Source organism: Spongiibacter nanhainus, from assembly GCF_016132545.1.
Lineage (GTDB): Bacteria > Pseudomonadota > Gammaproteobacteria > Pseudomonadales > Spongiibacteraceae > Spongiibacter > Spongiibacter nanhainus.
In genome coordinates this window covers 144,661-163,624 of record NZ_CP066167.1, presented here as the reverse complement: position 1 = coordinate 163,624, position 18,964 = coordinate 144,661, and the positions used below count along the sequence as shown (strand labels likewise).

Sequence of the window (18,964 nt, the reverse complement as noted above, 5' to 3'; positions counted from 1 at the left end):
TAAATCAATGACCCAGTATCACGCCCCCGTCGACGAGGTCGAAAGCCTACTCAACAATGTATTGGACTACCGCGCCCACTATCAAAGCCTGGGCATAGAGTTCGATATTGCTCCGGAGGATGTTGCCACTATAGTCGCTGAAGTGGCGAAATTTGCCGATGCGGAACTCGCTCCTCTAAACAAAGTGGGAGATAAGTCGCCAGCACAGCTCATCGATGGTCAGGTGAAAACCCCGGAAGGCTTCAAAGAGTCTTACCGTACCTTTGTTGAAGCGGGTTGGCCAAGGTTGGCGCAGCAGCAACAGCACGGCGGCATCCAGGCGCCCTTCTCTCTGAAATTTATCGTCTCGGAGTTTTTGCAGGGTGCCAACCAGGCCTGGTGTATGTATTCCACCCTGAACGATGGCGCCATCAAAGTTTTGCAACACTTTGGCAACGACCATCTGCAAGAAAGCTACCTGCCCAAATTGATCAGTGGCGAATGGCTGGCCACCATGTGCTTGACCGAGCCCCAGTGTGGCTCAGATCTAAATCTACTCAACGCCAAGGCCGAGCCCCGGGACGACGGCAGCTACGCTATTAGCGGCAACAAAATATTTATCTCCTCCGGCAAACACGACCTGTCCGACAACATTGTCCATTTGGTTTTAGCGCGTCTACCCGACGCCCCTCCCGGCACGGCGGGGATATCATTGTTTCTAGTGCCAGCACAGCTGGAGGACGACAATGGTGGGATGAGGGATAACGCTATCGACTGCCTATCGGTAGAAAGCAAGATGGGACTCAAAGGCAGCGCTACTTGCGCCCTGTCCTTTAATGCTGCCAAGGGCTGGTTGATCGGCAAGCCCCACCGCGGACTGCGAGCCATGTTCGTGTTTATCAACAAATCCCGTCTCAGCGTCGCACAGCAGGCCCAGGCACAAACTCAAGCCGCCTTTCAGGCCTCCTTGCACTATGCACAGGAACGGGTCGCCGGCAAGCCCGCCGCATCCGCATCCACCTCGGCAACGACGATTGTCCACCATCCCAACATCCAGCACATGCTGTTGTTTCAACAGGCTATTTCCACCGCCGCCCGAGGCTTACTCACCTGGTTAGCCATGCAGGCCGACCTGGTGGACTACGGCAACCCCGATCAGCAGCAATTGGGCGCAGTTAGATTAAGCCTGCTCACCCCTGTAGCCAAGGGCTTTGGTAGTGAAATTGCCTTCGAAGCCATCGACCACGGCATTCAGATATTTGGCGGCCACGGCTATACCGCTGACTACGAGCTAGAACAACGCTTGCGGGATGTGCGGATTACCCGAATCTATGAGGGGACCTCTGCGATCCAGTCTTTGGATTTATTACAGCGCAAGGTATCGGGCCCGGACTATGACACCCTACAAGCCTTCTGCCAGTTAATCCTCGATTGGTGCCGCAACACGGAGTCGAAGTGCTCCGAGGGGACTAAAGAAATGCTGGCGTTATTGGAACGCCAAGTATCGAACTGGTTAACCGTAAGCGACTTACTAGTTCAGCACAGCCAGGAGAACAGGCCCTTACTTGAAACCGCCGCCAATGACTACATGATGATGTCCGGCTATATCGTTTATGGATATTTCCTATTGCAACACTGGCATCACATCGGTGAGGAGGAGTCGACGTCCATCGCTGCCTGCGTGCGCTATTATTTCGACCGGGTGTTACCCAGAGCGGACTATCACCACGCGTTACTGAAAGACGCAAAGCGTCACGAATACAACATCGTATGGTCGGACCATTAACACCAGCCGACACAAGCAGGGGCAACGCTGCCCCCTGCCGCGTCAGGTTAACTATCTGCACTGGAGCGCGTGATCAATACGCTCAAGTAGAACACAGCCCGCTCAGCGTTTGTCGGTACTCTCGCTCCAAATCCGCTACCAGCTCCGCAACCGGCTGTACCGCTTTACTGTTGGCCACACCCTGGCCGGCGGACCATATATTGAGCCAGGCACCCTTGGTTTTCTCGCCCACCTGGGGAGAGTCATCCTGCTTGTCGGCGTCGACGCTGAACTCGGTGCCAAAATCGATGTGATCGGGCGGCGTCAGGTTAGCGGGGTCTAAGCCGGCACGACGTACGCTGGGAATCAAGAAGTTGGCATACACACCTGAGATATTGGGCGTGTAGAGAATATCTTTGGCATCGCTGTCGATGATCATTTGTTTGTAGTCATCCACAGCCAGGCATTCTTTGGTACATATAAAACGGGTCCCCAGATACGCGAGGTCAGCGCCCATGGCGCGAGCGGCAACAATATCTGAACCCCGGGAGATAGCACCGGACAGCAATAGGGTCTTGTCAAAAAACTCCCTGATCTCTGACACCAAGGCAAAGGGGTTAAGGGTGCCGGCATGGCCGCCGGCACCGGCACTGACGGCTATCAGGCCATCGACGCCAGCGTCGGCTGCCTTGCGGGCGTGACGGAGAGTGGTGACATCGTGAAATACCAGGCCACCATAGTTGTGGACCTTATCGATAAGGGACTTTACCGCGCCCAAAGAAGTAATAATCAGTGGAACTTTGTATTTTTCACACAGGGCCAGATCGGCTTCAAGACGATCGTTACTCTTGTGGGATATCAAGTTCACCGCAAAAGGCGCCGGGGTCTTACCCGTATCCTTTTCATAGTCCCGAAGCGCGGAGGTGATCTGCTGCAGCCATTGCTCAAAGCCTGCACTGCTGCGTTGATTAAGTGCGGGAAAGGATCCCACCACTCCCGACTTGCAGGTTTCGATCACCAATTCCGGTCCAGACGCCAGAAACATCGGTGCGGCGACGGCAGGAATTCGCAAGGACGATTGCAGTAGAGGGGGTAAAGACATACTGACGCTCTCCATCAAGATTGTTCGGATTTACTGAATTTGGATGGATGTCAGTGTAGAAATCGCGGGACTACCGGGACAGGGGCAAAAGTGACAACGAACAGGGCAGGAGTGACACGCTGCCACCCAATGGCAACGCCAAAGGATAGAAGATAAAACAATGAAAACCGTCTATACACTGGCAATCGAGGCTTGCCATGGCAAAAGCCTGTTTGTTCAACAAGACCTTTACACATTGGCCAATAAGCTTTGGAGCCGAACCACGGGCAAGGACAGCTATTTTCAGTTAAAAACGGTGTCCCGATCAGGGACTGCTGTCACCACCACATCGGGACTGCGCATTCTTCCCGACGGTCCGCTGGAGGATGTCGCTCCGGAAAGCCTGATCGTCATACCCACCGTCAATTACGAAAGCCGACAAGCCATATCCAAACAATTGACAGGTCTGGGGAAGGAAATAGCGTGGTTACAAAACCAGCATCAACGCGGCGCCATTCTCACGGCACACTGCACCGGCAGCTTTATTCTGGGCGAAACAGGACTACTTGACGCCTTGCCGGCCACTACCAGTTGGTGGCTACTTGAAGCCTTTCGGCGACGCTATCCGTCGATACGGGTGAAAAGAAGAAACCTGGTGGAGCGAGGATCAGATCAGCTAATCACTGGTGGCTCTGCCAACGCCGACACCCTTATCGCGCTCCAACTTATCGAGCACTATATGGGCCCGGTGGTTGCCGATCAATGTGCTAGGACCTTGTTGATTGACCGCAACGATAACCGCCACCTACCGGGTATTTCCCTGCAACGCTATCAGGACCACGACAATACCCTGGTCGCCAAAGCTCAATCCCTTATCCACAACAGCTTTGACCAGGCCCTGTCTCTGGGGGAGGTGGCAGAGCAACTGGGTGTCAGCACTCGCACCCTTATCAGACATTTTAAAGACACCCTCGGCCTGACACCGCGCCGTTACCTTCAGCGGATACGTGTCGAAACCGCCGCCTCACTGCTTGAAACCACAGACCTCAATGCCACTGAAGTAATGGTGCACGTAGGGTATGAAGACCCGGGTAGCTTCACAAAACTATTTCGCGATATTTTAGGTACAACGCCCGCTCAATACCTGCAGCGTAAAAGGCGGGCAAACGTAAGCAACTAGCAGGTTGTTGATTTCCGTTTTCGACGCAGCCAATGCAAGGCGAAAACTGGCGAAATGACGGAGTTTGTACACCATAAATGACCGATTTGAGCCTGTGTTCAACGCCGCAGTGGCAACGCAGATAGGAAATCAACAGCCTGTTAGCCGACACATTAACCTATACGTGTCAGCACGATCGGCAAATCGTCCTTCGGCTTAGGCAGCGGCACAGTTTGCATTTCGCTACTGAAGCCATCCGCCATGCGGAATTCGTACTGTCGCAAAAACTGGTGTAAGAAGTTCTTTGCCTGCATTAATGCAAAGTGCATCCCAATACACTTGTGGGCGCCGCCGCCAAAGCCCACAAAGCTGAAGGTGTGCCGCTTGTGCTCGTTGCGAGGAGGTAGCCAACGATCCAGATCAAACTTACATGGATCGTCCCAGTACTCGTCCATACGATGCACATGCTGGGGTGCCATCCATACAATGGTGTTGGCGGGCACATGGTACCCCCCCAACTCACAGTCACGAATGGTACGACGTTGCATCATCATGACTGAAGGGTGAAGGCGTAGCGCTTCCTTGAGCGCCACTTCCGTCAGCGGCATTTTTTCCAAGTCGTCGTAATCTAAAAAGGGCTTGTCGATGGCCAGGGCCTCATCCCGCAGTCGTTGTTGGGTCACAGGGTCTTGGGCCAAGTAATAAAGCAAATGTGTCAGGGCACTGGTGGTGGTGTCGTGGGCCGCGAACAGCAAAAAGCTAATATGGGCGATGATGTCGTCATCGGAAAAATAGCTGCCGTCCTCGGTCAACTCCCGGGTAAAGTAACTAAAGGTATCGTTGCCATCCCCCCTTCGACGCTCATCAATCAAGCCGCCAAAGAAAGCTCTAAGATAGCGCTCCCCCACCTTTCCTTTGCGATACTTGGTAAAGGGAATCTCGATGGGGAATATCCCCATTAGGCCATTGGCGATATCCAGGAAGGCTTGATTGAGCTTTGCGGCGCGCTCATCGTCACTATCGAGCCCGACAAATATCTTTGCCGACACATCCAGCAATAACTGCTTTATCTCAGGAAAGAAATGAAAGTCTTCCCGACTATCCCAATCCGTTATGGCCTCAGCAATCATTGGCCCCATAGTACCGATATAGCCCTTCATGGCATCGTTCTTAAAAGCTGACTGCATGATACGCCGCTGAAAGCGATGTTCGTCGTGGTCCCGAAGCAACAGGGCGCCCTTATAAAAACGACCCAGCGAACCCATGTAACCCATCTCAGCGGAGAAGTTTTTATCGGAATCCAGCATGATCTGCTTGTACAGCTCTGGACCGATCAACAGCAGGCCCTTGGCACCCAACTGAAAGCGGCTGACCTTGCCGTAGGTTTGGTACTGCTTATCGATGGTGCCGTAGAGGTCTTTCACCAAACTGAGCACTTGCCCCACCACCGGCAAGCCGTATTTGCCGGGGATGTGTTCCAGATTTTGGTTATCTTTTTCTGCGCGATAATCGGTTTTGGCCAATGTCGTCATGGTGTCTCCCTCGGTGCTGTTCACCGGTGGTCAAGTAAGAGAAAATTAGAATGTTTTACGCGCTTCTATGCCAATCATCCGTGGTTCGCCCAATACCTGCACATTGGTGCCGATAGAGCTTCCTGTTGCCACCGCGCCCACGTCATAGCGTTTATCAGTTAGGTTTTTAACGTAGGCGCTCAGCGTCAGATTGTTGTTTGGTTGAAACCAGCTGACTCGGGCATCGATAAGTGTATAGGCATCGGCATAGACAAGATCCGGGTCTCGTTTGGCCACCTCCCAGGCATCGTCATCCAACCCCATATACACCTCAGACTTATAGCTGATATCCAGACGTGGCGTGATAACGCCAATGTCGTCACTGTAAAAGGTGTATTGAATACCCAGCGACGCGGTCTCCTCAGGGGAGACGGCAAACTCTTCGTCGCTGCGGTCAATGGGCACTTGCTGACCCGTCAAGGCCAGCGCTTTCAAATCGAAGTCGTCAAATTCAACGAACTCATAGTTATTGTTACTGTAGTTCAAACTGAGCATCAGGTTTTCGCTGGGCAGCCATTGCAGCTCCAACTCGCCACCGTCGATGGTGGCCTCCCCGGCGTTTTGTGAGCTCACCACCAGTGTATTGGCTGAATCGACACTGACAGTAATTAACTGCATGTTCTCAAAGGTCATGGAGTACAGCGCGACATTGAGTCGCAGCGACTTATTGAGCGCGTCGATCTTAAAGCCCAGCTCGAAATTCTCCAGGGTCTCCGGCGCCACCTCGATCAAACCGTCCTGACCAAAGGGTTCCTGAAATCCGGATTTAAATCCGTTACTCCAGGTGCCATACACCATTGCGGTATCCACAAAGGCGTCGAATAGCCAGCGCTCCGGGACAATCCAGGCCAGCGAGGCCATGGGTGTAAACTCCCTGAAAGTGCTTTCCAGCTCATCCTTAGTGGCGGGATTTAAGGGCGCACCGATATCGCCGGGGAAGGCCTCGGCCAGAATGTCGTTGGCGATTTGTATGGGGTCTTCAGACCAACTGCCCAGGTAGCCGAAGGCCGCCATCGACGGCAACACCGGCAGAAAGCGTGGGTTAGTGGAGCTGATCAAGGTAGAGATCGCTTCGCTATCGGCGGTTCGGGTAAACAGATCGGATTCCCGCTTCTCTTCGGTGTAGCGGCCACCAAAGGTGAACTCCAGGTTATCGGTGAGGTGCCAGGTAGCCTGGGAGAATATGGCGTAGGTCTCGCCGTCTATTTCAAAATCCTGGACAGTGGATATGGGCAGTGCGCCGGCAACTACCGGCAGGGTTCCACCTGGTACAGACAGGAGATCCAACACCGGATCGAGAGCACTGATATCAGCGCCGGACTGACCTGCGGCGAGAGCGATAAAAGGCAGGGCCTCAGCACCGATCAGCTGATTGGCGGTAACAAATCGTTCGCTTTTGAATTCCCGCTGGAGAAAGATACCTGCCGTGTACTCCACATCGCCGTTAAACAGGCTGCCATTTAATTGCAGTTCGCCAGTCAGTGATTCCTGTTCGTTGTCACCCAAGACGAGGGCGCGGAAATAGGGGCGGGGTCCGCCATCGTCAGATTGGGTTTGCGGCCCCATTTTGGTGGCATCGCGGTAGCCCAAAATGGCCTTTAAACTAGTGTCCTCGTTGATCTCCCAGTTTAGAGTAGAGGCCAGCATCATCACATCCTGGTCTTTGTTCTGCTGCTGGCTGTCGCCCTGATTGGTAACCAAGTCCCGCAGGTTGCCCCGGCGGTTGGCATTACAATTGTCCTGATATGCGCGAGGGTTGGAGGGGTCAGTGTCACCGGCCCACAAGATTCCCAGTCCATTGACAAACAGCGCTTCCTCATTGATCAGCTTGCAGTGGTATGAAGGATAGTGCTCCCGGATCCGCGCCAGATAGGCCAGCGACTCCATATTGATACGATCGTTAATCCGCCAGTCGGTTTGAAAGATCGCCGACACCCGGTCAATAGACTGGTTTTCGCCACCGGATTGATCCCGCAAGTAGCCGTCGCGACGGTGGGCGGCAAGCGCTATGCGACCGTCCAGGTCGTCGCTGATGGGCACGTTGAATCCAGCGCGAAAGCGCTGATCAGCGTATTCGCCCACCGCGCCTTCGACATAATCGGCATCTTCTGTACCGGGCTTAACCAGCTTGAATACCAGCGCCCCACCGGTGTTGTTCTTGCCAAACAGGGTGCCCTGGGGTCCCCGCAATACCTGAACATTGGCAATATCGATGGTGTCCAGCAGTTGCCCATCGGGCCGGGGAATAAAAATGCCGTCTAGATAGACGCTAACCGAGGGATCAAAACGGGCCAAGCCAGAGCGCTGGCCGATACCCCGAATAAATATCTGCGGCGCGGTACTGTCGTTGATCTGCAGGCTGGGCACCGATTTACTGAGTTCCTGAGCGGAGACGATGCCCTGGGCCCGAAGTGCTTCGCCCCCCAGAGCGGTGATCGCGACAGGAGTCTCCTGAATATTCTCAGTCCGCTTTCGGGCCGTAACCAGCACCTCCTCCAAGGTGCCGTAACGGCTTTTTTTACTTGCCGACGCTTCTGTTTCAGCTTGCCCATACAGGGGCTGGCTGGCGCACATTACGACGGATAGACAGACCGATGGAAAGACGGATTTCACTTCTTCACCCTCCAGATAGCGGCACCTTTTTTTATTTTCGATAGGTGCAGACTTTTTATTATTATTACTAGTGACGCTCTCCCAATGCTGGGTCGTCGCGCGGTCACCGACCACTTGATAGCAGACCTTCGTCGCGCCTGGCCTACCCTATTTGGATGGCCTAGCTCGTCGATGGCGGCAACTCCTCCACCACTCGCGCCACCCGAGCCTGTAACCCAGGCTTGAACTCCGGGTGGGGCAATATCCAAAATTTTTCCTGGGCAATGCCTTCAAAGGTCGCCTGTGCCACCGATTCAGCGGGCACGCCAAAGCGATCCAGCAAGTCGTGAATGGATTGTTGACTGGCGCCTGCAGGACCTTCCAGTGGCTCTGACGCCAGAGGCGTCTTTACACCGGATGGCGCAATAAAGGACACCGCCACCGGCGCAGCTCGCTCTTTTAGCTCCAGTTCCATGGCCTCGGCAATGCCCCACAATGCATGTTTACTTGCGGAATAGCAGGCGATATTGGGGCTGGCGGTAAACGCTGATATCGAGCCGGTAAACACGACTCGTGATGCCGCTTGCTGATCCAACAAGTGGGGCATAAACGCGCTGACCGTGTTCATCGCCCCCACCACATTAACGTCAAAGACCTGGGACCAGTCTTCCTGGCCCAACTCCCATGATGGCCCTGCACGCATTACTCCGGCATTGGCAAACAACAGCGCAATGGATGCCGATTTACACTGCATGGCGAAGGCTTCAAGTGCCTGCCTGTCCCGCACATCCAGACAGGCACTGATCACTTCAGCGTGGGCCGGCATAGAACTAACCAGCAAATCCAGTTGCTCTCGATTCTGGTCGATCAAAGCCAGTGTCATTCCCTCGACCAGGGCCTGCTCGGTGAGCGCCCGGCCAATACCACTGGCCGCACCGGTGATTACAGCCATTCGCCCCGACAATTCCATCATATCGGCAGCCGCTCGCTGTCATCAGTATTACCCAGCAACTGGGCCGGCGGTGTCTCTACCCGCTCTACCTCGATAAGATCGGCCTGTACACTGTCTGGAACATTGCACAGCAGATCAGAAACCGGGGTCCAGACCACAGCCTTGGCAGGAAAAGCGGGCTGCTGCCAGGCATCGACTTGGTCGACCGATACCGCCGGCTGATTTGCCACATTGGCCCTGGCCCAATTCACGACGTCAAAATCCTCGCCCTCCCAGTTCAACAACAGCGCAAAGCGCCGACTGGGTCCCTGGCCGTCGCTAATTACCGTTTCCCGGGCATAGCCCGGTGCAATCAAGGACTGATCCATAAAGCGGCGCTCATCCTCCTGCAGTAACTTGCCCACTGGGCCCTTCATCAGGCTGGCCAGTTTGTCTACATCCACAGCCCAAAACTCGGAGATGGTGTCAAAGCCAATGTCCCCGCCGCCCACCACGTGATTACGCACATAGCCCACAAAGGGGAAGTGCTGTATCGCCAGGAGACTGTGCTGGTTTTCGTAGTAATCTTGGAATTGTCGCCGACTGAAGTCCGCTCGACGGGTCAGTGTACAAATAGACTTCATCACAATGACGCCGCTCCAGTGTGTTTTCGCCAGTTCTGCAGTGCTTGCTGGGCGGCGGTGTAAGGGTCCCACGCGCCTTTTTCCAACCGCTGCATATCCTCTTTACCAAAAAGCGAGTCCACCTCGTTCAACACGGCTTCCTGAAGCAGGGTATAGAACTGTGCTCGCAAACGCTGCCGGGTGCGGCGGGCAAAGTCACCACTGTCTTGCAAAAACCGTCGGTGGGATTGCAGCGCGTCGACGATACCCGCCGCGCCCTGATTGAGGCTGGCCACCGCCGACAACAGTGGCGGCACCCAAGGGGAGAGCGATGTATCGTCTGCGTCACCCGAGCGAAGGCGCGCTTCCTCCCGCAGGTGCAACATCAATTCAAACTGGCGCCATACCGCATCAAAGCCATCCCGGTCAGCTTTATTGATCACAAAGATATCCCCGGCTTCCATCAGCCCGGCTTTGACCGCCTGTACTTCATCTCCCAAGCCCGGAACACCAACTATCAGCGTGGTGTGAGCCAGGGCCACCACATCAATTTCGTCCTGACCGACGCCCACCGTCTCAACCAGAATCACCTGATAGCCCATGGCATCCAGCACCTGGCAGGCATCATGGGTAGAGCGGGACAACCCACCGGCTTGACCCCGGGTGCCGATAGAGCGAATAAACACATCCGGATCAAGGGTATGCTGGGACATCCGCACCCGATCCCCTAGAATGGCACCACCGGTAAAGGGGCTGGAAGGATCAATTGCCAAGACCCCAACCCGGTAGCCCCGGCAGCGCAATTCACTAATAAGGCTATTCGTTAGCGTGGATTTACCGGCACCCGGAGGTCCCGTAATACCCACCACGTGGGCCCGACCAGTGTGGGGCGATAGCTGAGACAGCGCCGACGGCCCCCGGGGGTCGCCATCATCCAGCCAGCGGATAACCCGCGCCCCGGCAGCCAGATCACCAGCCATAAGCCGCTCGACAAAATCCGCTGATTCCTTAGCCGCACTACTCATCCGCCCTGCCCGCCTCATTGGCTTCAGCCCACCAATTCTCGAGATAAGCCACGATGTCCCGGGTATCTGCACCCATGGTAAAGATTTGATCCACTCCGGCGGCCTCCAGGGCGGGCTGGTCTTCCTGGGGTATGACTCCGCCGGCAAGTAATAGCTTGTCGCCAGCTCCAGCCTCTTTTAACAAGCGCGCTAATTTCGGCAGGCTGCGGGTATGGCCAGCGGACAGGGTGGATATCCCCACCACATCCACATCTTCCTGAATCGCGGCGGCCACAACGCTTTCTGGTGTTTGTTTAAGGCCAGTGAAGATCACCTCCATACCGGCCTCTCGCAAGGCATGCGCAATGACAGTGACCCCCACGGTATGGGTATCCATCCCCAGCTTGGCCAACAACACACGCAGAGGACGCTTCTGACGGGAAAACAAAGGTGCAGTCACCTTACAATCCTCCCAGTTGGCTATCGGCATAGTACTCCCCAAAGATATCCCGCATTGCGTGGCAGATTTCACCATGGGTGGCATAGGCTTTTACCGCCTCCAGACAGGGCGGCACCATGTTGTCGCCCCGCTGTGCGGCCTGACGCACGGCGCTTAGTGCACGATCCACCGCAGCTTGATCACGTCGCTCCCGCAAAGCCCGTACCTTGGCAACCTGCTCTTCCTCCATGGACTCATCCTGGCGAAAGATGTCGATCTCCCGGCGCGCCTCTTCCAGTGTGAGGTGATTCACGCCCACCCATTTGCGGCGGCCCTCCTCAAGCTCCTTGTTGCGCTGGTATTGCTCCCGCCCCAAGGCACCTTGAAAATAGCCCTGCTCAATAGCGCTTAGGGCGCCACCCATATCGAAGATTTTTTCCATTTCCTCAAAGGCAGCGTCTTCGATTTGCCGAGTCAGTGTCTCTACATAGTAGGAGCCGGCAAGGGGATCGACGGTTTCCGCTACGCCGGTCTCGTGGGCGACGATATGCTGCAGAGCGGCGCCGACCCGTATCGCTTCCTCGGCGGGCAAAGCGTGGGCCTCATCGTGAAGGGGAGTGGTCATATTGTCGCCGGCGCCACCCAGCGCACAGGCCGTGGCCATAATCGCCAACCTACCGATATTGTTTAGTGGTTGCTGCAAGGTCAACGCAATGGTGGTGGGTGAGGTCATCATGCGTATCTGCAGCGCCTCGGCCCGGGTGGCACCGTAACGCTCCTTCATCAGTCTTGCCCAGCACTTGCGGTAGGCCCGCAACTTACAAATGCCCTCAAAGAAGTCCATATCCACATTAATCACAAAGTGGAAATAGGGCGCCACAGTGTCGATATCAAAGCCCCGCTCCAAGGTGGCATCGATATACGCGCAGGCGATGGCAAAGCTAAAGGCGATTTCCTGCACGGGATTGGCTTTGGCGGGTTGCAGCTGAGCAGAAATGATAGAAATTGGCGCCCAGTTGGGGTGATGGCGAATAATGTATTCAATACAGTCGGTGGCAAGGCGAAGGCCATGCTCCGGCGGGTAGATATAACGACCCACACAGGTGTACTCAATCAAAATCCCGTTGACGATATGCAACACAAAGTCACTGGGGTCTACACCTTTCTTTTCCAGCGCCGCGATGATCATTGCCAGGTTGACTGGCTGAGGGGCGTTGCAGACGCTCATCAGGTAGTCGAGCTTATCGAAGGGAAAGTCGAAGGCTTTCTCCAAATCTTCCAGACTGTCCAGGGCCATGCCGGCGCGACCCACCTCACCCTCTACAATCGGGTCGTCGCTGTCGTAGCCATTGGTGGTGGCCAGGTCGTACTCCAGAATTAGGCCTGTCAGCCCCTGATCCAACATGTACCTGGCGCGCTTGGCCCAATCCTCGCCCTTACCAAAACCGGTGACCTGGGTCATGGTCCAAAAATTGGAGCGATGGCCATTGGCTTTGGTGCCGCGGGTATAGGGATACTCGCCGGGGAAGCCCAGATCCTTGAGGTAGTCAAAACCGACTTCCTCCAAATCCGCGGGGGTGTAAAGCGGATTGATCGGCCAACGCAGTGCCTGGGTGGTAAAGTGATCCCGCCGCTCGGGATTGGCCGCCACAAAAGGCGCCCGGGTTTCTTGCTCCCAACGCTCGAGGTGGTCGTTAAACAATCGGCTCACAATTTCACCTCACTGGGCGCGTTGTCGGCCGACTCTTCAAAGGGCGCTATGTGGGCCAACAGCCGATTCCACAGTGCTCCCGCCAAGTCTGGGTCCAGGGATTCGGCGGTGACACCCCAGCAGTCTTCCCGCGGCGAGTCGAAGACGGGCGCCACTGCCAAGTCTTCGATATAGACGCCGCCGCGGCCCTCCAGCTCTGGTGTCACGGCGGCCCATACCGGAGAGGCAGCCCCCACTTCCGGGCTGCGCATTTCTCCCACCGCCAGGGAGCCATCCTCTCTGACCCACCCCAGCTTAATGGCATCTTCTAGCGTGGTGTGACGAGCCAGGTTGCTGGCCACCGCGCCGGGAGTGACCAAGTTCATAGTGATCGGCGCATACTGTTGACTAAAGGCGACCGCCATCAAATTCGCGCACAACTTAGAGTGCCCATAGGCTTCAAACTTGTCGTAGTCTCGACGGCGATAGTGAAGGTCATCCAGGCGCAGTCGCGCCAAGTGGTGAGCCCCGGACGAGACGGTCACAATACGGGGAGACGGTGCCAGCCGCATATTGGGCAACAGCAGGCGAGAGAGCAGCATTGGCGCCAGGCAGTTTACCGACAACTGACTCTCAAAGCCCAGGTCGGTATAGCTCAATGGCGGCGCCATAAGCCCAGCGTTATTAAACAACAGATCCAGGGCTTGCTGCCCCCAACGTTCAGCGAATGCCCTCACTGAATGCAAATCCAGCAGATCGATAGATTCGACCCGAATACGGCTGCGGGGATATACCGCCACCAACTCGGCCATCACCCGCTGTCCGGCAAGGACATCCCTGACTGCCAAGGTCACATCGGCGCCGGCACCCGCCAGGGCTTCGGCAATGGCCCGGCCGACGCCGGACGTGGCCCCGGTTACGATGACGGTTTTTCCCGCTATCTCATAGTCGGACAGTACTGACTGGGCGGTAATCTGCTCGGCCGCCTCTACCTGACGTGTCGCCTCAGGCATCGCTCCACCTCATCGTTATCATTATTGTTGAGACGGTTTTAAGTCAGCAGCAGGAAGCGCCGCAAGGGCCTGGAGGGTGGGCGCAATCAATAAGCGCACTAACTCGATAGTAATCGCATTTTTACGACAATACCTGCTAGGCTGTGCTGATGACCCAGGCCACCGCAAAACCAATCAGCCTGCTGCAAGCTCAGCAGGATGCAAATATAGTTCGCCACAGCGCCATTGTGCCCAGCGCGACGGTGGAGCTGTGCGCCTTTCCCGACCTGCAGGCGGAAACCCTCACCGTTACCGAGTCGGCATCGGTCATTTCATTGGGCCTGTCGCCACTGTTGGAGGAAGCTGTCGGCCGGGTCCCCCACTTTCAAACGCCCCGCTTCTGCCAGTTTGGCACCCTCAACTTCAGACCAGCAGGCATTCCCTTTGAAGTACAGGTGTCCGGTGGCCACTACCACACCATTCGCTGTCGTTTTTCAGCCGAGCGCCTCCGGGCCAGGGGTATCGACCCCGCCGACCTGAACGAAGCGCAATTGGAGGCCTGCTTTAATATTCACGCGCCCCGGATCGAAGACACCATGATGCGACTGGCCGATGAGGTCAGCGACCGCGCCGCCGACAGTGAAGTATTGATCGAGGCACTGGTGACCGCCATCGCCGTCGACCTGTCTCGCTACCTTGCCGACGCCCGTCACCGGGAGCTATCCCATCGCGGCGGGCTGGCACCCCGTCACCTGCGCCGGGTACTGAGCCGCATGAACCAGCCGGGTGCCGCCCCCGGCGTGGATGAACTGGCCGCGCTATGCGGTCTCAGTCGCTTTCATTTTATGCGGGCTTTTCGCAGCACGGTGGGCGACAGCCCCAGCGCCTATGCCCACAAAGTGCTGATGGCCCGGGCCCGCACGTTGCTAGCAACAAACGAAAGGCCGATAGGGGAAATAGCCAGGGAACTGGGCTACCAAACGAGCGCCGCCTTCTCTGCTGCCTTTAAACGCCATTGCGGGCGCTCGCCACGGGCTTGGCGAGGGGGGTTGCGCTAAGAAGCAACCTGAACTGACGATGATCTCAGGCTGCTTTAGTCGAGAACGAGTTTGCATTTTAGCATCAAGCCCCCGCCAAACAGTTGATTTATATAGACGTAGGTCTATGATCGTAGTGGTAAAAGATTCGATAACAAACAGGGAGTCGGTTTTAAGGTCCACACGTCTTGGTAACACTCCCCTAGTATCGAACCACAGGCCATAAATTCATCCCAGTCAGGCTCCGCTCTCGACGCTCCAATAGTACCTCGTCTACATTAGAATGCGCGCTTCAAAGCGCAAAGAGAAAGATAACCATGGAAGGAAATACAGTGTCCGTCGATAATATTCGCCCATTTAAACGCGTGCTTCTCGGCCTTACACCGCGACTATCAGTATGCATTTGTGCTGCAATTTTAGTCGCCTGCGGAGGCGGTGGTTCCGGCGGTGGAGGCTCCAGCACTAGAGCACCCGAACTGGACTTGGCGCAATTAGGTTTATTCGATGCCGAATCGGTGAAAGCCTCCGTAGAGGAAAGATTAGAGAGGGCTTATACAGGGTCCCTGCTACCCGCTGAAGCGACCATCGAAGAAGTGCATTTTGTTTCTCAAGCCGAGTTACTTCGCAACCGACTGTTCCTGCCCAATCTGACCATCGAGCTCGACCAATTCTTTTCAGAAGTCGAACTCTCTGACGATAATGAAAACTCGCAAGCCATCCAAATTGTCTTACCGTGTGGCTATGGTGGCAGCGTCGAATTTAACGGGTCACTAGATAGCCTAGGCTCGGGCTCTTTAAATTTGCTTCTGAATGACTGCACCCCGCTGCTTGGAAAAGACTGGCAACAAATACCTACTGCATTTAATGGTAAAGGTCTTCTCCACATTGAAAATTTTGAAAACAAAAAGGCCACGAGCGTATTCACTAGAATAACAGCAAGCAATGAGCGCTATGTCGATCTGGTTGTGTCGGGATATCTCGAATTGGTAGGCGCAGAAGACTACCTTGAATATCACGGTGTAGGGGTAATGCAAGGCAGCTCAGGCAGTGGCAGCCTGTATTTTGATCTGAACTATAAAGTAGTTACCGCAAACACCAATACGGCATTAAAAGGGCGAGTCTATCTCGGCAAACCTGGTTACTTTGACGTTGTAACTTCAGAGAATACAAACCCGGACTATGACCATCAACCGGGAAAAATCGAATTTTTTGGCAGCCACGGATCGTCGGGTAGCATCGAATACTATGATGATCGCCTCATCAAAATACTGATAGATCAGGATGGGGACCAACAACACGAACACGGTATCTATGTACAATTTTTAGACACCTTCTTAAGGGAAGATCGCAAGTCCCTAAAGCCGATACGAATAGATGAACTGAATTACCCTCCGACAGTCTCTCCACCGGCCTTTTTGACAACGGAGGTTGATACAACCGAGGCCATAGAGGTAGAGCTCGGCAGCTTCACTGACGACGATACTCCGCCAAGCGCGTTGAATGCCGATATTGTCTGGGAAGTGAATGGCAATCCGGTGCCAAACCAAAATTCAACAACACTGCCCCCAGGTATCGCAAAAAAAGGGGATATTGTCGCAGCTTACAGCCGTGTCTCAGACCCTTACACCGTCAGCCTCTCAGAACCCGTAGAGCTACTTATTTCCAACGCTCCTTCCACACTAGTAATAAATGATGCTCCCGACCAGGTCATATCAGGTGAGCAGCTATCCTTTAAAGCATTAGAGGTTGACCCGGACGAGAACCAAGATATTGCCCCGACACTGCTTTATGGCCCCAGCGGGGCCAAAATAGATAGCACGGGGAAGGTCACCTGGACGCCGGGCAAGATGTTATTCGAGCAATCCCTAGTACATTTCGGGTTTAAATCGACATCCGGGGAAACCGACGACATTAAACGTGTTGAGGTTAAGGTTGTTTCACCAGACACCGCCCCTCCGCTCGTCCGGGGGCCAATCACTGGCCCGACCTCAGGAAGTGCACTCTTTATTGGTAATTTCGTGGGTGACAGCGACAAGGAGATTTTGTATTTGAACCGCCTCGGTACTATTTCAGTCGTAGAAAACCGCGGGGCACAACCTAAAATGGCCCTCAGTTACCCCTATGGATTCTCCTACCCAGGCAGAATAAGGCAGCTGATACCCATCGACGTAGACAATGATGGCATCGAAGAAATCTATGCCGCTAATTTTCATGATGTATACCTTATCGAGCACTTCGATCGACCGGCAAAACATATCATACAGTCACAAGAGAATATCACCGACCTCACAATTATCGATGCTGACGACGACGGAGAGGTGGAAATTTACTATCTCTCATCATCAGAAGATGGGGCTACATACGATCTTTATGTAAAAGAAGGCAACGACGGCCAATCAAAACTGCTTAGAACAGGGCTTATTGCTTCAAACATAACTCCAATTATTAGATACGGAAACACAGATGCGGACAGTGACATTGAACTGGTCACGTCTAACGGCTACGTAATCAATGCCATCACCGGGGATATCGAATGGTATTTTGGACAAAACTTTGGTGACCGCCGATTTACACTAGCAGATGTGAATGGTGATGGCGCCGACGATATCCTCACTGGCAGTGGGACAGTGATGCAGGCCTATTCAGTAGTCACCAAGACAGCCATCGACATGGAAAATGCACCCTCCCGAACCTGCGATAGGTTTCATCCCAGAACGGATGATCACGTGTTTGTAACAGATGACTGCGACAGCTCGTTTGTCGCCTATCACATTAAAAATAGTTATGTTGAAGAGGTTTGGCGGTTACCTTACGAACACATAATTTCAACCAGAAATTTCGCCATTGGGGATTCTGACAATGATGGCGTGGCAGAATTGCATTGGGGGCGGCTACATCGCCACGCCAACAATTCTTCGCTGGTAGTATACGAGGCACCCCCTATGGCAGCATTAAGCTGGGAGGCAAAAAACAACCATGAGCTTTATGCGGCCGGATTCGCGAACCTTCCAAACAATCAAACGCTGCCCATGGTCTTTAGTACATCAGACGACCCCAGCGAGCTCTTTACACTAACTAATACGGACAACTTTGAAACAATAAATAATTTTCCTGTGCCCAACGAGCATATAAGGGATGCTTTACTGGCGGACTTCAATGGTGATGGCATTTCAGAACTAGCAGCGGTTGGAAGAAATTACCTCTTCTCCTACAACCTGCTTGTAGAAGATACATTTTTTAGCCTGCTGGACCGCAATAGTAGCCCGTTCTACAGTTATCTGAGGTTGATTTATTTACAAAACGACAACTCTCCGAAATTATTGAACGCAACAAACCAAGAAGTCGAGTTCATAGATGCACTTTCAGGAGGAGTAGAGATAACAATTCCTTTTTCCAGCTCACTTAATGACTTTATTGTGAGCGACAGCAGTGATTCAAGCAAGGACGTTCTACTTCTCGCCAGAAATGACAATCAACTCGAAAAATGGGGTATATCAGATTACTCAAGTACTCTTATTGAAAGCCAAGATGTAAACTGTCAGCGTGTTATAGAAATCAATGTTGATGCGGACAACAGCAAGGAAATAATTTGCCTTGGGCGGAAAAACTCAGCAAATAAAACGCCTTTAATTATATTTAACGATGGCGACAATGGATTGCAGCGAGTTTCTGATAGTTATATACCCGGTCAGGTTACTGAAGTAGCCACCTACACGGATCATAATGGCAAAGAGCGACTTATCGCGTCCCTAGCGCGATATGTCGATCGCTACTCCTTAGATATAGAAAGTTCTGTATTGGCAGAAATTGATCCATTTACTGGCTCTGTCATTTGGGAAAGCCTCCCCCTCACCAGCCAACTCAACCCACGCCATTTCTTTGAGCACTCCATACCCGAAAAGCGACGAATATTGTTTTCTACTGCACGAGAGGTTTTCTTGATAGAGCAATAACAGTTCTCATTGCTACTCCATTTAATTACCTGCTTCATGAAACTAGAAAGACCTCAAAGAAGCTCTTGCTAGACCTCTTGAGGCCTTGACCAATACATCACAGGGATGTTTTTAGTGAAATTACTAAAGCTTTAGTAAGCGCTCAACA

General features: G+C 53.9%; 13 protein-coding genes. 4 read left to right on the top strand and 9 right to left on the bottom strand.

Going from position 1 to position 18,964, the window contains the following annotated elements:
- The first annotated feature begins 7 nt into the window (after window positions 1-7).
- Window positions 8-1,765 (top strand): acyl-CoA dehydrogenase family protein, encoded by a 1,758-nt coding sequence (locus I6N98_RS00810; RefSeq protein ID WP_198569940.1) that lies wholly within the window; start codon window positions 8-10, stop codon window positions 1,763-1,765.
- Between the two features lie 82 nt (window positions 1,766-1,847).
- On the opposite strand, the gene I6N98_RS00805 is transcribed toward I6N98_RS00810, so the two are convergent.
- Entirely contained in the window at window positions 1,848-2,846 is a 999-nt protein-coding gene (locus I6N98_RS00805; RefSeq protein ID WP_198569939.1) for an NAD(P)H-dependent flavin oxidoreductase, read from the bottom strand.
- 160 nt (window positions 2,847-3,006) lie between these two features.
- Between I6N98_RS00805 and I6N98_RS00800 the strand changes: the two genes are divergently transcribed.
- Window positions 3,007-4,005, top strand: coding sequence for a GlxA family transcriptional regulator (locus tag I6N98_RS00800; RefSeq protein WP_198569938.1), 999 nt, complete (start codon window positions 3,007-3,009; stop codon window positions 4,003-4,005).
- A 152-nt stretch (window positions 4,006-4,157) separates the two neighbouring features.
- On the opposite strand, the gene I6N98_RS00795 is transcribed toward I6N98_RS00800, so the two are convergent.
- The 8 genes from I6N98_RS00795 to I6N98_RS00760 all read right to left on the bottom strand — a co-directional run bounded on the left by I6N98_RS00795 (window position 4,158) and on the right by I6N98_RS00760 (window position 13,847).
- A complete protein-coding gene (locus I6N98_RS00795; protein WP_198569937.1) occupies window positions 4,158-5,516 on the bottom strand; it encodes a cytochrome P450 in 1,359 nt (452 codons plus the stop codon).
- Window positions 5,517-5,561: 45 nt separating this feature from the next.
- Window positions 5,562-8,168, bottom strand: coding sequence for a TonB-dependent receptor (locus I6N98_RS00790; RefSeq protein ID WP_232787418.1), 2,607 nt, complete (start codon window positions 8,166-8,168; stop codon window positions 5,562-5,564).
- A gap of 160 nt (window positions 8,169-8,328) precedes the next feature.
- Window positions 8,329-9,099, bottom strand: a complete 771-nt coding sequence (locus I6N98_RS00785) for an SDR family oxidoreductase (protein ID WP_198569936.1) — start codon at window positions 9,097-9,099, stop codon at window positions 8,329-8,331.
- Between the two features lie 17 nt (window positions 9,100-9,116).
- Window positions 9,117-9,722 carry an EthD domain-containing protein gene (locus I6N98_RS00780; protein WP_198569935.1) on the bottom strand — a complete coding sequence of 202 codons (606 nt, stop codon included), beginning with the start codon at window positions 9,720-9,722 and terminating at the stop codon, window positions 9,117-9,119.
- Complete coding sequence (gene meaB / locus I6N98_RS00775) at window positions 9,722-10,726, bottom strand: methylmalonyl Co-A mutase-associated GTPase MeaB (RefSeq protein ID WP_198569934.1); 1,005 nt, start codon at window positions 10,724-10,726, stop codon at window positions 9,722-9,724. Before meaB ends, I6N98_RS00780 begins: the two co-directional genes overlap by 1 nt.
- Entirely contained in the window at window positions 10,719-11,165 is a 447-nt protein-coding gene (locus tag I6N98_RS00770) for a cobalamin B12-binding domain-containing protein (RefSeq protein WP_232787417.1), read from the bottom strand. The genes meaB and I6N98_RS00770 overlap by 8 nt, the downstream gene beginning before the upstream one ends.
- A 1-nt stretch (window position 11,166) precedes the next feature.
- The gene (locus I6N98_RS00765; RefSeq protein ID WP_198569932.1) at window positions 11,167-12,855 is read right to left on the bottom strand and encodes a methylmalonyl-CoA mutase family protein; all 1,689 of its coding nucleotides are present in this window, start codon (window positions 12,853-12,855) and stop codon (window positions 11,167-11,169) included.
- Window positions 12,852-13,847 (bottom strand): SDR family NAD(P)-dependent oxidoreductase, encoded by a 996-nt coding sequence (locus tag I6N98_RS00760; protein ID WP_198569931.1) that lies wholly within the window; start codon window positions 13,845-13,847, stop codon window positions 12,852-12,854. Before I6N98_RS00760 ends, I6N98_RS00765 begins: the two co-directional genes overlap by 4 nt.
- 149 nt (window positions 13,848-13,996) lie before the next feature.
- On the opposite strand from I6N98_RS00760, the gene I6N98_RS00755 reads away from it, so the two are divergent.
- The gene (locus I6N98_RS00755; RefSeq protein ID WP_198569930.1) at window positions 13,997-14,884 is read left to right on the top strand and encodes a helix-turn-helix domain-containing protein; all 888 of its coding nucleotides are present in this window, start codon (window positions 13,997-13,999) and stop codon (window positions 14,882-14,884) included.
- 296 nt (window positions 14,885-15,180) lie between these two features.
- On the top strand, window positions 15,181-18,816 hold the full coding sequence (locus I6N98_RS00750; RefSeq protein ID WP_198569929.1) for an FG-GAP repeat domain-containing protein: 3,636 nt from the start codon (window positions 15,181-15,183) through the stop codon (window positions 18,814-18,816).
- Window positions 18,817-18,964: the final 148 nt, after the last annotated feature.

What these genes read in the sequence shown, in the direction of transcription:
- I6N98_RS00805 (WP_198569939.1), bottom strand. Translation starts at nt 2,846, where the DNA reads ATGTCTTTACCCCCTCTACTGCAATCGTCCTTGCGAATTCCTGCCGTC.
- I6N98_RS00760 (WP_198569931.1), bottom strand. Translation starts at nt 13,847, where the DNA reads ATGCCTGAGGCGACACGTCAGGTAGAGGCGGCCGAGCAGATTACCGCC.
- I6N98_RS00800 (WP_198569938.1), top strand. Translation starts at nt 3,007, where the DNA reads ATGAAAACCGTCTATACACTGGCAATCGAGGCTTGCCATGGCAAAAGC.
- I6N98_RS00750 (WP_198569929.1), top strand. Translation starts at nt 15,181, where the DNA reads ATGGAAGGAAATACAGTGTCCGTCGATAATATTCGCCCATTTAAACGC.
- meaB (WP_198569934.1), bottom strand. Translation starts at nt 10,726, where the DNA reads ATGAGTAGTGCGGCTAAGGAATCAGCGGATTTTGTCGAGCGGCTTATG.
- I6N98_RS00785 (WP_198569936.1), bottom strand. Translation starts at nt 9,099, where the DNA reads ATGGCTGTAATCACCGGTGCGGCCAGTGGTATTGGCCGGGCGCTCACC.
- I6N98_RS00810 (WP_198569940.1), top strand. Translation starts at nt 8, where the DNA reads ATGACCCAGTATCACGCCCCCGTCGACGAGGTCGAAAGCCTACTCAAC.
- I6N98_RS00755 (WP_198569930.1), top strand. Translation starts at nt 13,997, where the DNA reads ATGACCCAGGCCACCGCAAAACCAATCAGCCTGCTGCAAGCTCAGCAG.
- I6N98_RS00780 (WP_198569935.1), bottom strand. Translation starts at nt 9,722, where the DNA reads ATGAAGTCTATTTGTACACTGACCCGTCGAGCGGACTTCAGTCGGCGA.
- I6N98_RS00795 (WP_198569937.1), bottom strand. Translation starts at nt 5,516, where the DNA reads ATGACGACATTGGCCAAAACCGATTATCGCGCAGAAAAAGATAACCAA.